Origin of the sequence: Chitinophaga sp. W2I13, assembly GCF_050434005.1 — a bacterium.
Lineage (GTDB): Bacteria > Bacteroidota > Bacteroidia > Chitinophagales > Chitinophagaceae > Chitinophaga.
Genome location: NZ_JBNPWD010000001.1, coordinates 3,171,234 through 3,185,671 on the forward strand (window position 1 = coordinate 3,171,234; position 14,438 = coordinate 3,185,671).

Annotated in this window: 10 protein-coding genes; 7 read left to right on the forward strand and 3 right to left on the reverse strand. The window is 46.6% G+C overall.

The window, feature by feature from the left end; all coding sequences use genetic code 11:
* The first annotated feature begins 2 nt into the window (after positions 1-2).
* The 5 genes from QFZ48_RS13120 (at position 3) to QFZ48_RS13140 (ending at position 9,182) form a co-directional block, all read left to right on the forward strand.
* Positions 3-1,361, forward strand: coding sequence for a TolC family protein (locus QFZ48_RS13120; RefSeq protein ID WP_429062568.1), 1,359 nt, complete (start codon positions 3-5; stop codon positions 1,359-1,361).
* Between the two features lie 36 nt (positions 1,362-1,397).
* Entirely contained in the window at positions 1,398-2,522 is a 1,125-nt protein-coding gene (locus tag QFZ48_RS13125; protein WP_429042332.1) for an efflux RND transporter periplasmic adaptor subunit, read from the forward strand.
* Positions 2,523-2,551: 29 nt separating this feature from the next.
* Complete coding sequence (locus QFZ48_RS13130; RefSeq protein WP_429062570.1) at positions 2,552-6,109, forward strand: efflux RND transporter permease subunit; 3,558 nt, start codon at positions 2,552-2,554, stop codon at positions 6,107-6,109.
* Between the two features lie 394 nt (positions 6,110-6,503).
* A complete protein-coding gene (gene kynU / locus QFZ48_RS13135) occupies positions 6,504-7,772 on the forward strand; it encodes a kynureninase (protein WP_370908484.1) in 1,269 nt (422 codons plus the stop codon).
* A 9-nt stretch (positions 7,773-7,781) separates the two neighbouring features.
* Positions 7,782-9,182: a 2'-5' RNA ligase family protein gene (locus tag QFZ48_RS13140; protein ID WP_429062573.1), complete on the forward strand. Its 1,401-nt coding sequence runs from the start codon at positions 7,782-7,784 to the stop codon at positions 9,180-9,182.
* 104 nt (positions 9,183-9,286) lie between these two features.
* On the opposite strand, the gene QFZ48_RS13145 is transcribed toward QFZ48_RS13140, so the two are convergent.
* From QFZ48_RS13145 to QFZ48_RS13155, 3 genes are all read right to left on the reverse strand, one after another.
* On the reverse strand, positions 9,287-10,033 hold the full coding sequence (locus tag QFZ48_RS13145) for a head GIN domain-containing protein (RefSeq protein WP_429062574.1): 747 nt from the start codon (positions 10,031-10,033) through the stop codon (positions 9,287-9,289).
* Positions 10,034-10,211: 178 nt separating this feature from the next.
* Entirely contained in the window at positions 10,212-10,529 is a 318-nt protein-coding gene (locus tag QFZ48_RS13150; RefSeq protein ID WP_429042322.1) for a carboxypeptidase-like regulatory domain-containing protein, read from the reverse strand.
* 258 nt (positions 10,530-10,787) lie between these two features.
* Positions 10,788-11,528, reverse strand: coding sequence for a Bax inhibitor-1/YccA family protein (locus tag QFZ48_RS13155; RefSeq protein WP_429042320.1), 741 nt, complete (start codon positions 11,526-11,528; stop codon positions 10,788-10,790).
* A gap of 280 nt (positions 11,529-11,808) precedes the next feature.
* Here QFZ48_RS13155 and QFZ48_RS13160 point away from each other — a divergent pair, with 280 nt between their 5' ends.
* Both QFZ48_RS13160 and QFZ48_RS13165 read left to right on the forward strand, forming a co-directional pair.
* Entirely contained in the window at positions 11,809-13,659 is a 1,851-nt protein-coding gene (locus tag QFZ48_RS13160; RefSeq protein WP_370908479.1) for a 2-oxoacid:acceptor oxidoreductase subunit alpha, read from the forward strand.
* Positions 13,660-13,798: 139 nt separating this feature from the next.
* Complete coding sequence (locus QFZ48_RS13165) at positions 13,799-14,386, forward strand: DUF6134 family protein (RefSeq protein ID WP_429042317.1); 588 nt, start codon at positions 13,799-13,801, stop codon at positions 14,384-14,386.
* Positions 14,387-14,438 lie beyond the last annotated feature (52 nt).

The following is a 14,438-nucleotide window of genomic DNA, read 5'->3' on the forward strand; positions in this document are numbered from 1 at the left end:
CTATGCTATCAATCAAAAGGCTCACCAGTATGGCTTTTATGGTGTGGCTGCTGTCCCTGGCGACCATCGCCGGCGCCCAGCAGCAGGTTACGCCTGAACCCATCCGTTTGTCTGCCAAAGAAGCGGTAGACTACGCACTGGCTAATCAGAGCACCGTTAAAACCGCCAAACTGGACGAACTCATCCAGCTAGCCAAGAACAAGGAGGTTAGCGGCCTGGCACTGCCCAATGTCGCTGGTACCGGCTCTTACCAGTACAACCCGATCACTCAGAAACAGATGTTTAACATGAGGAACTTTGGATTGCCCAAAGACTCCTTTACCGTAGTTTCTTTCCAGCTGCCGCATAACCTGCTCGGGGAGGTGAAACTTACACAGGTACTCTTCGATCCCAGCGTACTCGTAGCTTTACAGGCACGTAAAACACTGGAAGACCTGGTATCACAGGGCGTGGAAAAGGCGGAAATAGACGTGAAATCCACCGTGTACAAAGCCTATTACAATGTACTGTCTGCCAACAAAGCATTGACCATCCTTTCCGAAAACATCCGTTCCCTGGAAAAGATCCTCAACGAAACCAAAGAGATCTACAAAAACGGTCTTGCGGAAAAACTGGACGTAGACCGCCTGGTAGTGCAATATACCAACCTGCAAACGGAGCAAACCAAACTCCGTAACCTGATTGAACTGGGTACTGCTTCACTGAAATACCAGATGGGCATGCCACTGAAACAGGCTATAACGTTAACGGATACACTTTCTACAGAAAGGATTGCAGCAGATGTGCTGGATATGGATAAATTCGACTACTCACAGCGGATTGAATACCAGTTGCTGCAAACGCAAAAGAAAGCAAATGAATATGATCTGAAAAGATATAAGCTGAAAGGTCTACCCTCCCTGCAACTATTCGGTTCTACCGGCGCATTAAGGGGAAGTGATAAATTTGATTACCTCCAGAACCAGATGTGGTACGGTTATGTAAACACAGGACTGAACCTCTCTGTTCCCATCTTTAGTGGTATGCAGCGCAAACGGCAGGTAGACCAGGCGTGGCTGGCAGTAAAGAAAAGTGAAGTGGCCATCGAAAATGCGAAGCTGGGCATCGACCTGGAAAGAGAGCAATCCTATTCTACTTTCCGCAACAACGTACTCACGCTGGAAGCACAGGAGAAAAACATGGAACTGGCACAGGACGTATATAACACCACCCAGATCAAATACAGGGAGGGCGTAGGTTCCAGCCTGGAAATGACCACTGCTGAAAACGATTTGCTCACTGCACAGAATAATTATTTCACTGCATTGTTTAACGCTATTGTTGCTAAGGTAGACCTGCTGAAATCGTACGGCAAACTATAAGCTTCATTATTTCAATCACTATTTACTACTAACTATATGATCAAAAAATATTCTTTCCTGATCCCTTTTGTCGCCCTGATGCTCGCATCCTGCGGTGGTGGTGGAAATAAAGCTGAACAGCTGGAGAAGCTGAAACAGGAGAAAGTAAAATATAACGAAGACATCGACAAAAAAATAGCAGCGCTGGAAAAGGAAGCGGGTGTGAAAGATACGACGCAGCAGAAAATGAAAGATGTTACCGTAACTGCTATCACGGATACCATATTTGAACATTATATAGATGTGCAGGGAAGTGTGGACGCCCGCGAAAACGTAAACGTTTCCGCCCGCGTACCGGGAGTAATTACCAACATTTTTGTAAGAGAAGGACAGGCAGTAAAACAGGGACAAACACTGGCCCAGGTGGATGACCAGGTGCTGAGAGCCAACATGGCGGAACTCCGTACCCAGATGGACCTGGCTAACACCCTGTTTGAAAAACAGAAAAACCTGTGGTCACAGAAAATAGGTTCCGAAGTACAATATCTCAACGCCAAAAACCAGAAGGAAAGCCTGGAAAGGAAGATGGCCACCCTGCAGGATCAGCAGTCGCAAACCCGCATCATTGCACCTATCAGCGGTACCGTAGATGCAGTAATCGCCAAGGTGGGAGACAATGCAGCCCCGGGCGCACCAGCCTTCCGCGTGGTAAACGCCAACAACCTGAAGGTAACTGCCAACGTAGCGGAAGCTTACGCCGGTTTGCTGAAATCAGGAGATGCAGTGATCTTATCTTTCCCTGATATTAACCGCGAAATACGCAGCACTATCGGGTTTGCATCCAGGACCATTGATCCGCTGAGCCGCACCATCAAAATTGAAGTGCCGCTGAAACCGGATGCCGGTCTGCGTCCTAACATGATCGCCCGCATCAGGATCGTGGATTATGTCGCTAAGAACGCAGTGGTAGTTCCGGTAAGCGTGATCCAGTATACCTCCGGAAAGCCTTATGTAATGGTCGCGCAAAATGCCAACGGTAAAATGGTGGCACAACGCAAAACAATAGATATGGGCCGCACCTACAATGATAAGGCTGAAATAAAGAGTGGTTTGACAACAGGTGATAAAGTTATCACCACCGGTTTTCAGGGGTTGAACGATAACGACCTGATTAAATTATAAAGCTGATTCAAACAGCTAAAACCAAGTGTATGCAAGACAATCTCCATAAAGAATTTAAGCCTACCAGCTGGTCCATTGATAATAAGGTAAGCGTATACGTGGCTACCATTATCATTGCATTGGCAGGTATACTTTCCTATATTAACCTGCCGAAGGAACAGTTTCCCGAGGTAGTGTTCCCGCAGTTCTATATCAACACCGTCAATGCTGGTACTTCCCCGGAAGATATGGAAACAACGGTGACCAAACCGATAGAAAAACAACTGAACGGCATCTCTGGCGTAAAGAAGATCAAGAGTACTTCCATGCAGGATTTCTCTGCGATCACCATTGAGTTCAATGCCAATGAAGATATTGAAGCTGCGCGTCAGCAGGTGCGGGAAAAAGTAGACGATGCAAAGAAAGATCTGCCGAAGGACCTGACCCAGGAACCGCAGATTGTGAAGATAGATGTGTCGCAGATTCCTATCATGAACGTAAACCTTTCCGGCGACTTTGACCTGCAAACACTGAAAAAGTATGCGGATGATATGAAAGACCGGATTGAGGCGCTGAATGAAATTACCCGTGTGGACCTGGTAGGTGAACTGGAACGCGAAATCCAGATCAACGTGGACAAATACAAAATGGATGCGGCCAAGATCAGCTTTGAAGATATCATCGGCGCCATCCAGGGAGAAAACATCACCATCTCCGGTGGTCTTGTTGCGATGGACGGTCAGAAACGTAGCCTGAGCGTAAAAGGAGAATATAAAGATCCGGGAAGAATAGGTAACATCATTGTACGCGGCCAGTCTGGTGCAACAGTATACCTGAAAGATATTGCCAACGTGGTAGATGGTTTCCTGGAACAGGAAAGCTATGCGCGGCTTGGCGGAAAGAACGTAATCACGCTCAACGTTATTAAGCAAAGTGGTAAAAACCTGATCGATGCATCCGATAAGATCCAGGCGATTACAAAGGACATGAAGGAAAACTACTTCCCTAAAAACCTGGAAGTAACTATCACGGCAGACCAGTCGAAATCTACCCGCGTAACCCTGCACGACCTGATCAACACCATTATTATCGGCTTCCTGCTGGTAACTGTTATCCTGATGTTTTTCATGGGAGCGGTTAACGCGATCTTCGTGGCATTATCGGTGCCAATTTCCATGTTTATCGCATTTTTACTGATGCCGATGTACGGGTTTACGTTAAACATGATGGTGCTGTTCTCCTTCCTGCTGGCATTGGGTATTGTAGTGGATGATGCCATTGTGGTGATAGAAAACGTACACCGTATTTATAACCAGCGAAAGGACCTGGGCATTGTGAAGGCAGCTAAAATAGCTGCGGGAGAAGTGTTCCTGCCGGTATTCTCCGGTACCCTTACAGTGCTGGCGCCGTTTGTGCCGCTGCTGTTCTGGCCTGGTGTGATCGGTAAGTTCATGTTCTATCTGCCGGTTACGCTGATCACAACACTCGGCGCATCGCTGGTGGTGGCGTATATCATTAACCCGGTGTTTGCGGTGGATTTCATGGACAGGCACGAAGGTGAAAACCATCCGAAGCCTAAGTTTGATAAGAAATTTACGATCCTCTCCGGTGTGTTTGCCTTGCTGGCGCTCGTAGGTTATGCCAATGGCAGCATAGGGGTGGGCAATTTTGTGGTATTCCTTTACCTGTTGATCGTATTGGAACGTTTCTGGTTAGGTGGCGTGGCTCGCCGCTTCCAGCATGGATTCTGGCCGAAAGTACAGGACCGTTACAAACGCATATTGCAGTGGTGTTTGCTGGGATGGCGCCCGGTATGGATCGTGGTGGCTACGTTTGGGCTACTGATCTTCAGTATTATGCTAACGGCTATACGAAATCCGAAAGTGGTGTTCTTCCCGCAGGCAGATCCCAACTTCATCTATACTTACATAGAATTACCCAATGGTACCGACCAGAAGTATACCGATTCTATCACTAACCTGGTGGAAAAACGTATCACCAAGGTAGTGGGTGAAAAGAACCCGATAGTGGAATCTATTATTTCCAATGTGGCCAAAGGCGCCGGCGATCCTTCGCAGATGGATCTCAGCACGCAGCCGCAGAAGGGTAAGGTAACGGTCGCCTTTGTGGAATTTGGTGCGAGGGATGGGCAGTCGACCGTACAATATCTCGATAAAATCCGTAATGCCGTTAAAGGTATCCCGGGAACCAATATCACGGTAGAGCAGGAGCAGGGTGGTCCGCCAACCGGTAAGCCTATCAATATTGAAATCAGCGGCGATAATTTTGATGAGCTGACCAGCAGTTCGTTCAGACTTAAACGTTATCTCGATTCCCTGCAGATTGCGGGTGTGGAGGAACTGAAGAGCGATTTCGAGGACAATAAGCCGGAGATAGTAGTAGATATAGACCGGGAGCGGGCGAATGCGGAAGGTATTTCTACCGGCCAGATCGGTGGAGCTCTTCGTACAGCGCTATTCGGAGCTGAAGCCTCCAAGATCCGTGATGCAAAAGATGAGTATAAGATTATGGTAAGATTAAATGAGGATCAGCGGAACAATATTAATAACCTGATGAACCTCAACCTGGTATACCGCGACATGAATATGGGCGGAGCAATACGCCAGGTGCCGTTATCGGCGGTAGCGGATATTCATTATTCCAACACTTTTGCAGGTATTAAGCGTATAGACCAGAAACGTGTAATTACGCTGTATTCCAACATCTTAACAGGTGCGAATGCGAATGAAGTGGTACAGCATATTGAATCATCGCTGAAGGACTTTACCCATCCGAACTCCGTGACTATTAAAATGACCGGTGAGCAGGAAGACCAGCAGGAAACCATGAACTTCCTGATGATGGCGATGCTTGGAGCATTTGGGTTGATCCTGATGATTATGGTAACCCAGTTCAACTCTATCGGCCGCCCGATGATCATCTTTATGGAGATCCTGTTTAGTATCATTGGTGTGTTCCTGGGCTTCTCCATCTTTAAAATGGATATTTCCATTGTAATGACGGGTGTGGGTATTATGGCCCTGGCAGGTATTGTGGTGCGTAATGGTATCGTACTGGTAGAGTTTACGGACCTGTTGATCCAGCAGAAGATGCCGGTATATGAAGCGGTGGTGGAAGCGGGTCGTACCCGTATGACGCCGGTAATATTAACCGCAATTGCTGCTATTTTGGGTCTGATTCCGCTGGCAGTGGGCTTTAACATCGACTTTGCCGCGCTGTTCAGTGAGTTCAAACCGCATATATTCTTTGGTGGGGATAACGTGGCCTTCTGGGGGCCGCTGGCCTGGACAATGGTATACGGGTTGATTTTCGCGACTTTCCTGACCCTGGTACTGGTGCCGGTGATGTACGCCATGAACAAGCGTTCCATTGATGTGCTGGACCGGTTCAATATGCCACGGTGGCTGAAGTACGTGCCTTTCCTGGTGCTGATTATCAAAGCGGTGTTCATGAAGCGGGATGAAGTGAGGAAGCTGCATGATCCAAAGTACCTGTCGCCCAAGCCATATGACTTTTTCCCGGAGCCGGAGGCTACTGAAGAGCCGGTGCTGGGGAAGAAGAAAGTGGATGGTATCTCCGTTAATTAAGTTTTTTTTCAATACAGTGTAACAGTTGTAGGTTAACAGTCTCCGTCCCGATTCTTCGGGACGGATTTTTTTTGTATATTACAGCCGGAACGACTTTTTTTCTTTCATTAACAAATTTTAACATTTGGAATGAGTGGCATTTGAAAAGCCTTTATTACTTTTGACCCCTCAGACAGTTGTTGACACGTTACTAGCCATATACAGCCTTAGCCTTATATGCCATATGATAAAATAAGAGATAATATAAATAAAGACGCCTGTTTTGAACAGTTCAGTTAGGCCATTAGCCTGTAATAATCAGTAAGTAGAGAAATAAGATAATCAGCACAGCTTTCTTGACAATAGCAGCACCGCCATTAAAAGATAACTAAGGCGCAGACAAGATTGGAAGACCATGGAGTATGTAGCATCATTAGCATTTGCTAAAGAGAAGGACCAACAGGATACCTTAAATAAATTCAGAGCACAGTTTTATTTTCCACAACGTAACGGGAAGGATGCTATTTATTTATGTGGCAACTCACTGGGATTACAGCCAAAGAATGTGAAAGCGGCGATAGAGCAGGAGTTGGCGGATTGGCAACAATGTGCAGTAGAGGGGTATTGGGCGGCTAAGAATCCATGGTTATATTATCAGCAGTATTGCAGTAAGCCTTTAACAGCGATATTGGGTGCGAGTCAGCAGGAGTTGACGGTGATGAATACGCTGACGGTGAATCTGCATTTAATGATGCTTAGTTTTTACCGGCCAAACAAACAGCGGTTTAAAGTGTTAATGGAGGCAGGGGCTTTTCCGAGCGACCAGTACGCAGTTGAAACCCAGGTAAAGTTCCATGGTTACGATCCGGAAAGTGCAATCATAGAAGTTTCCCCGCGACCCGGAGAACATTTGATAAGATTAGAAGATATTTTAGAGATTATTAACACAGAAAGTGATAGCTTAGCATTGGTTTTGTTTGGAGGTATAAATTATTATACCGGACAGTTTTTTGATATACCCGCTATAACGGCAGCTGCGCATAAGGCCGGCGCTTATGCAGGTTTCGACCTGGCACACGTAGCAGGAAATATACCGGTAGAATTGCACAATTGGGAAGTAGATTTTGCCGTTTGGTGCTCATATAAGTACCTGAATGGTGGACCCGGCGCAGTAGGAGGCGCATTTGTACATGAGAAACACGCCAGCGACCGTAATTTTCTTAGACTGGGCGGCTGGTGGGGCAATGAAGAGAGTGCACGTTTTAAAATGGAAAAAGGGTTTGTGCCTAAAAAAGAAGCTGAAGGATGGCAACAGAGCACCGCTCAGGTGTTTAACATGGTTAGCCTGAAAGCATCCCTGGAATTATTTGAAGCGGCCGGTATCGGCGCTTTACGTAGCAAAAGCGAAGGAATGACCAATTATCTTGAATTTCTTTTGCAACAGTTAAAAGGCATAAATTTCCAGATTATAACACCGAAAAATTGTAATGAACGTGGCGCTCAGTTATCTTTGTTGTTCCTAGACAAAGGTAAAGAGATACATCAACGGATGACCGATGCCGGTATAATCGTTGACTGGAGAGAGCCCGGAGTTATCAGGGTATCACCGGCACCCTTATATAACTCCTATCAGGACGTATTTCATTTTTATGAAATCATAGCTAATATTGCTTCAAACGCTTAATTAAGTAAGATGACTTTTGAGAGAAACGAACGCCCCCGCAGGCCTTATTCTTCTGATACCAACAAAGAGAATGATCCCAATAAGGAGAAAGGCGATGACAAACCCAATTTAAATAACGAGCGGGAAGGCGGCAAACCCGACTACAACAGTGGTGGCTCAGAAGGGCGCACTGGTTACAATCGAGAAGGCGGATATCGTCCGCGCACAGACTACAATCGTGATGGCGGCACAGGTGGCGGCTACAACCGTGAAGGCGGTAGTGGTGGTTACAACCGTGATGGCGGTAGTGGTGGCTACAACCGTGATGGTGGTGGCGGCAATTACAACCGTGATGGCGCAGGTGGCGGCTACAACGGTGGTGGTGGATACGATCGCGGCGGAAGCGGCGGTGGTGGCTACAACCGCGGTGGTGGTGGTTACAGCGGCGGCAGTGGCGGCGGTGGATACGATCGCGGCGGCGGTGGCGGAGGCTACAACCGTGGTGGTGGTGGCTACGGCAGTGGCGGTGGTGGATACGATCGCGGCGGAAGCGGCGGTGGTGGATACGACCGGGGCGGCAGTGGCGGCGGTGGTTATAATCGCGGCGGTGGCGGCGGAGGATACGATCGCGGCGGAAGCGGCGGTGGTGGATACGATCGTGGCGGCGGCGGTGGTGGTTACAATCGCGGCGGTGGCGGCGGTGGTTACGACCGTGGCGGTGGCGGCGGTGGTTACAATCGCGGCGGTGGCGGCGGTGGATACGATCGCGGCGGCGGTGGCGGTGGATACAATCGCGGCGGTGGCGGCGGTGGTGGATACCGTGGCGGCGGCGCTCCAAGACAAGGTGGAAGACCTCAACGCTTCGAACCAAAACCAGATAACAAAATATACTTTATCGCACTGCTGCCAACTGCAGAAGTAGGTAAAGAAATTATAAAGATCAAACAGGAATTTGCTGAACAATACGGTCCTATGTACGCACTGAAAGTGCTGCCGCATATTACCCTGCAGGTACCTTTCACTGCTGATCCGGCATTGGAAAAAGCTTTCTGTGATGAACTGACGGAATTTGCCAAAACTCAGGCTCCTTTCGAAGTTTCCCTGAAAGGCTTCGGTACTTTCCCGAATAAACAGAACCGTGTACTGTTCATCAACGTGGAAAAAAGTGAAACCATGTCTGCTATGCACCGTCAGCTGATCAACTTCCTGCGTAAGGAATTTGGATTCAGCACCATGCTGGCACGTACAGGATTTACGCCTCACGTTACCGTGGCTTTTAAAGACCTGGAAGATGATCAGTTCAACAAAGCATGGCCTGAATATGAAAACAAGGACTACGAGGCTACTTTTAAAGTAAACAACCTCTACTTCCTCCGTCACAACGGTAAATCATGGGAAGTGCTGCAGAAATGCAAATTAGGTGGCGCCTGATAAATGCACCATCTTTAAAATAATAAAGGCCCCCGCACTTGCAGGGGCCTTTTCATTTTAAACACAGACAGTATAACAGTGTAGGTTAAACGAAGTTCATATCATTACTGCTTCACTATCTTACCGGAACCCTTTACCTCCGCCACTACCTTCGCTTCACCGGTATAAAAAATGTTTCCGCTGCCATAGATCCGGGCATCCAGGTTCTTCCTTACATACACGCGATGCTCACCGGAACCACGGATGGTAATACTGGCATGCTGCACTTCCAGGTTCATGGCGGCGATATTGCCGCTGCCGTTAATATCGCTGTTTAGTAAGCCCGCAAATCCACGCATGTTAATATTGCCCGAGCCGTTGATAGTTGTGTTAAGCGTAGCGGCATCCAGTATAAGCGCGGCATTGGCGCTGCCATTGAGTTCGTACTTAAATAAGGAAGTATGTATGGTATCCTGATTATCTAAGGATCCCGAACCATCGAACTTTATTCGTTGAAAGAGAGGATTGTGTACATATATTTTCATAGGCTGATGATGCCGGATGTTAACCTGGTTTTTTACCCGGATAAATAAGGTATTGCTGCGCATTCCCGTTTCTATCACACCCATAATATTATCTTCTGCTTTTATTTCCACCTTCGCGTTGTTTTCCTGTAACAGGTGTACCTCAAATGGTCCTGATATTTCCACATCCGTGAAATGACCTGTGGTACGGACTTCCGTTACTACGTTGCCAGAGCCGGAAATGTTTTCTTTGGTACAGCCGGATAAGATAATACTAAAGATGGCAATCATCAGCAGCAACCATCCAATACTCAAACTTGTATACGTTATAATAAACTGCTTTTTCATAAACATCATTTTAAAAAAGGGGTACTTTAAGAAATGACGTTTAGAGAAAGGCTTACCCCTATGAGGGGAGAAAAGATAATATTTTCTGGGAGAGGGTATAAATGAAAGAAGCCGGCCGTACAGACGTACGGAACCGGCTTTTTGATTAACCCCTATGAAAACAAACTATTGCTCTTGTTTAATGTGCTAATTTAATTTCTCCTAAATCAGTGGATTTTCCATCATCCACTTTAACATCTGTAACAGTTGCAGGCTTATATGGCGCTTTCGCTCCTATTATAACGGTATATGCACCAGCTTTCGCATTCTGAAAATTAAATGCGCCATCCGTAACAGGCGATGTCAACGTATCTGTTCCCTGAATGGCCCAGGCTTCGGTAGCTCCTTCAGCCGGTGTTACTTTACCTGCTATGGTTCCACCATCAACGCCCTTAAATGCGAAGGCTCCAAACGCTACAGCTGCAAGTGCTAACATGCTTACTTTTATCTTCTTCATAGCTTACAATTTTAAACGGTTTAACAATAAAGGTTACATGGTAAGTAAAGGTGTTAGCATTTTTTACTACTGTTTTAAGATGTAAAAGAACTTGTTGTTATAACCCGATTTTGCAATTACGATGCCATAATATTTTGAAGTGATGCCATTTAACATATCTTTTGGAAGACATTAACAAAAACAATGGCCGGTATATTTAAAAAGAAAAGGCCGCCACATTCGCTGTGGCGGCCTTTTTAAGGTGCTTATATCTGTAACTTATCTTCTGTTTAATTTGCTCATGAGGCGCAGTATTTCCAGGTATAACCATACCAGGGTTACCATCAAACCAAACGAAGCATACCACTCAAAATATTTGGGTGCACCCTGCAGCGCGCCTTGTTCAATCATATCAAAATCCATGATCAGGTTCAGGGCTGCAATAGCTACCACCACCAGGGAAAATATGATACCGAAAGTACCACTGCTGTGAATCAGCGGCATTTCAATGTTAAACATGCGCAGTACAATGGCAATCAGGTAAAAGATACCGATACCCAGCGTAGCAGTCATCACGATGGATTTAAAACGCTCAGTTGCCCGGATCACCCCTGTGCGATAGAGGATCAGCATGGCAATGAAAGTACCAAAGGTTAAACCTACTGATTGCATTACAATGCCCGGCCATTTGGCCTCAAACATAGCGGAAATAGCTCCGAGAAATAAACCTTCTGCTATAGCATATGCGGGGGCGAGGTAAGCCGACCATTCTTTTTTGAAGATAATTACCAGTGCCAGTATAAATCCACCGATGGCGCCACCAAAGGCCAATGGCATTACCATGCCGCTATTCCTGTAAAATTCTCCCCATGAAAAAATCGCTGCCGCCATTAACATCAGGAGCATAAAAGACATTTTGTTAACGGTGCCACGGATGGTCATGGTCTCCCCTGCGATGTGAGGCGCTTTATCAAATATACTTTGCTTCAGTACAGGGTTGTTCGATTCAAAGAGTGCCATAAAGTATAGTTTAATTTTATGGGTTAAAAATACGATTTGATTTGATATCAGGCGTAGTTATACTGCTGAAAAAGGGCAAAATTAGCATTTCTATAACCATAACTTCCCGTTATCAGCCATAACTATAAGTAATGGGAATGCTTTATTCAGGTAAGAATAGTCTACCAAAGTTGTGTACTTTTGTGATCGGATCAGGAATAATATTGCAGGGCAGTGGGTTCCTACCTCCCGATTACCTAAATTTACATCTTTAAAAAGAATATCTTAAACGAATAAATAGATGCCTAATACTTCGATTCAACAGCTGGAGGATGTAGTGATAAAATTTGCGGGCGACAGTGGAGACGGGATGCAGTTAACAGGTACCCAGTTTTCAAACAACACCGCATTATTCGGTAATGACCTGAGCACATTCCCGGATTTTCCGGCAGAAATCCGTGCCCCAATAGGTACGTTACCCGGCGTGAGCGGTTTCCAGCTACACTTTTCTTCTAACAGAATATTCACCCCCGGCGATGCCTGCGATGTGCTGGTAGTGATGAACGCGGCAGCATTGAAGGCCAACCTGAAAGGACTTAAAAAAGGCGGCATTATCCTCGCCAATACAGATGGTTTTGATGCTAAGAACCTTCGCCTGGCCAACTACCCGGAAGGCGTAAACCCGCTGGAAGATGGTTCCCTGGCGCCATACCAGCTGCATACCATGGATGTAACCAAAATGACGCGCGAAGCGCTGAAGGATACTACCCTGGGTATGAAAGAGAAAGACCGCGCAAAAAATATGTTTGTACTGGGATTCCTGTACTGGCTGTACGACCGTAATATGGAAAATACAGAAGTGTTCCTGAAAGAGAAATTCGGCAAAAAACCGGAAATCCTGGACAGTAACCTGAAAGTACTGCATGCCGGCTACAACTTTGCCGATACCGTAGAAGCCTTTACCACCCGCTATCGCGTGGAAAAGGCCCGGATGGAACCAGGTACCTACCGCAGCATCACCGGTAACACAGCCCTGGCTTACGGCCTGGTGGCAGCCTCACAGAAGGCAAACCTGCCCCTGTTCCTCGGTACCTACCCGATCACACCAGCTTCCGATATCCTGCATGAACTGAGCCGCTTCAAGAATTTTGGTATCCGTACCTTCCAGGCAGAAGACGAAATTGCCGGTATCACCTCCGCCATCGGCGCGTCCTATGGCGGTCATATGGGCGTAACCACTACTTCCGGCCCCGGTATGGCACTGAAAGGTGAAGCCATGGGACTGGCAGTAATGCTGGAAATACCTTTGATAATCGTTGATATTCAACGCGGTGGCCCCTCTACCGGGCTGCCTACCAAAACGGAACAGTCCGACCTGTTACAGGCCTATTATGGCCGTAACGGAGAGTGCCCGATGCCAATAGTTTCTGCATCCACACCGGCAGATTGTTTTGACGCGGTATTTGAAGCGTTCCGTATCTCTGTAAAACATATGACACCGGTTATTTTCCTCAGTGATGGCTACATCGCCAATGGTTCTGAACCCTGGCGCTTCCCTAAAGCCGCCGACCTGCCCGCCATTGAAGTAAAATTCAAGAAAGGTCTGGAAGAAGGAGAGGAACAATTCCTGCCATACCACCGTGATGAAAACCTGGTACGCCCCTGGGCAGTACCCGGCACGCCTGGCCTGGAACACCGGATTGGTGGCCTGGAAAAACAGAACATCACCGGTAACGTAAGCTACGATCCGGAAAATCACCAGCTAATGGTGAAGATCCGCCAGGAAAAAGTAGATAAGATCGCAGATCATATTCCATTACAGCAAATAGAACTTGGTCCGGAGAAAGGCAAGGTCCTCGTATTGGGCTGGGGCTCCACCTATGGCGCCATTAAAAGTGCCGTGCTGGACCTGCTGGCAGAAGGACACGAAGTAGCGCATGCACATATCCGCTATATCCGTCCTTTCCCTAAAAACCTGGGCGAAATACTGCACAGCTATGATAAAGTGCTGATTCCTGAAATCAATAACGGCCAGCTGATCAAAATTATCCGTGATCAGTTCCTTATTGACGCACAAGGCTATCATAAAATTATGGGCGTACCTATTACCAAAGGTGAACTGATTACCAAAATCAGGGAAATGCTGGCATAAACTACGGCTACATATTATTTTAAAGTACACAATAAAAAATCCTGTCCGTCGTGACAGGATTTTTTGTATTTTCCTTGATGGGAGGAACACTTACAGCTACTACTTCCCCCGAATATATTGTTAGTTTAAGTCAACTATTATGAATAGTCTTTTTAGGATTTTGTTTATCACTTTCACAGTAGCTGTATTGTTTTTGCAGGTAAATGCGCAAACCAATACTTTCGAAGTGCGTATTGCCAATCACGCAGTAGGGACTATTGAGGCTAACCGCAAGCTCACCGGAAGCGCTAAAAGCATCATTATAAAAACACGGATCCAGATCATGCTGTCGAAAATCAACAGCGACATCGCAAATGAATACAATAACAATGTACTCACCAATGCAAAGGTTTCACGTGTATCCGGTAAATCAGGAGAAGATAAACAAACGATTATCCGTCGTAACGGTAAAGAATATACGATAATAGTGAACGGAGAAAAATCCGTCATAGATACGGAAATAGAGGAGTGTGTTGCCGATCTTTATTTTATTGAACCCCGGCAGCTGAACCGTGTGTTTTCTGAAACGCTGGGCCGCTTCCTGCCCGTGAAACCCCTGGGTGGAGGTGTGTATGAGCTGATACTACCGGAAGGGAAAAAGAACATATTCAAATATGAAAACGGGATCTTAAAACAGGTAGAGGTAAATCATGCACTGGGCAAAGCCTTGTTTGTAAAAATAAGCTAACAGCGGGGATGTGATTATCCTGATAGCCTACCAGGACAATCACATCTATCAT

What these genes read in the sequence shown, in the direction of transcription:
- QFZ48_RS13125 (WP_429042332.1), top strand. Translation starts at nt 1,398, where the DNA reads ATGATCAAAAAATATTCTTTCCTGATCCCTTTTGTCGCCCTGATGCTC.
- QFZ48_RS13165 (WP_429042317.1), top strand. Translation starts at nt 13,799, where the DNA reads ATGAATAGTCTTTTTAGGATTTTGTTTATCACTTTCACAGTAGCTGTA.
- QFZ48_RS13130 (WP_429062570.1), top strand. Translation starts at nt 2,552, where the DNA reads ATGCAAGACAATCTCCATAAAGAATTTAAGCCTACCAGCTGGTCCATT.
- kynU (WP_370908484.1), top strand. Translation starts at nt 6,504, where the DNA reads ATGGAGTATGTAGCATCATTAGCATTTGCTAAAGAGAAGGACCAACAG.
- QFZ48_RS13150 (WP_429042322.1), bottom strand. Translation starts at nt 10,529, where the DNA reads ATGAAGAAGATAAAAGTAAGCATGTTAGCACTTGCAGCTGTAGCGTTT.
- QFZ48_RS13120 (WP_429062568.1), top strand. Translation starts at nt 3, where the DNA reads ATGCTATCAATCAAAAGGCTCACCAGTATGGCTTTTATGGTGTGGCTG.
- QFZ48_RS13140 (WP_429062573.1), top strand. Translation starts at nt 7,782, where the DNA reads ATGACTTTTGAGAGAAACGAACGCCCCCGCAGGCCTTATTCTTCTGAT.
- QFZ48_RS13160 (WP_370908479.1), top strand. Translation starts at nt 11,809, where the DNA reads ATGCCTAATACTTCGATTCAACAGCTGGAGGATGTAGTGATAAAATTT.
- QFZ48_RS13145 (WP_429062574.1), bottom strand. Translation starts at nt 10,033, where the DNA reads ATGAAAAAGCAGTTTATTATAACGTATACAAGTTTGAGTATTGGATGG.
- QFZ48_RS13155 (WP_429042320.1), bottom strand. Translation starts at nt 11,528, where the DNA reads ATGGCACTCTTTGAATCGAACAACCCTGTACTGAAGCAAAGTATATTT.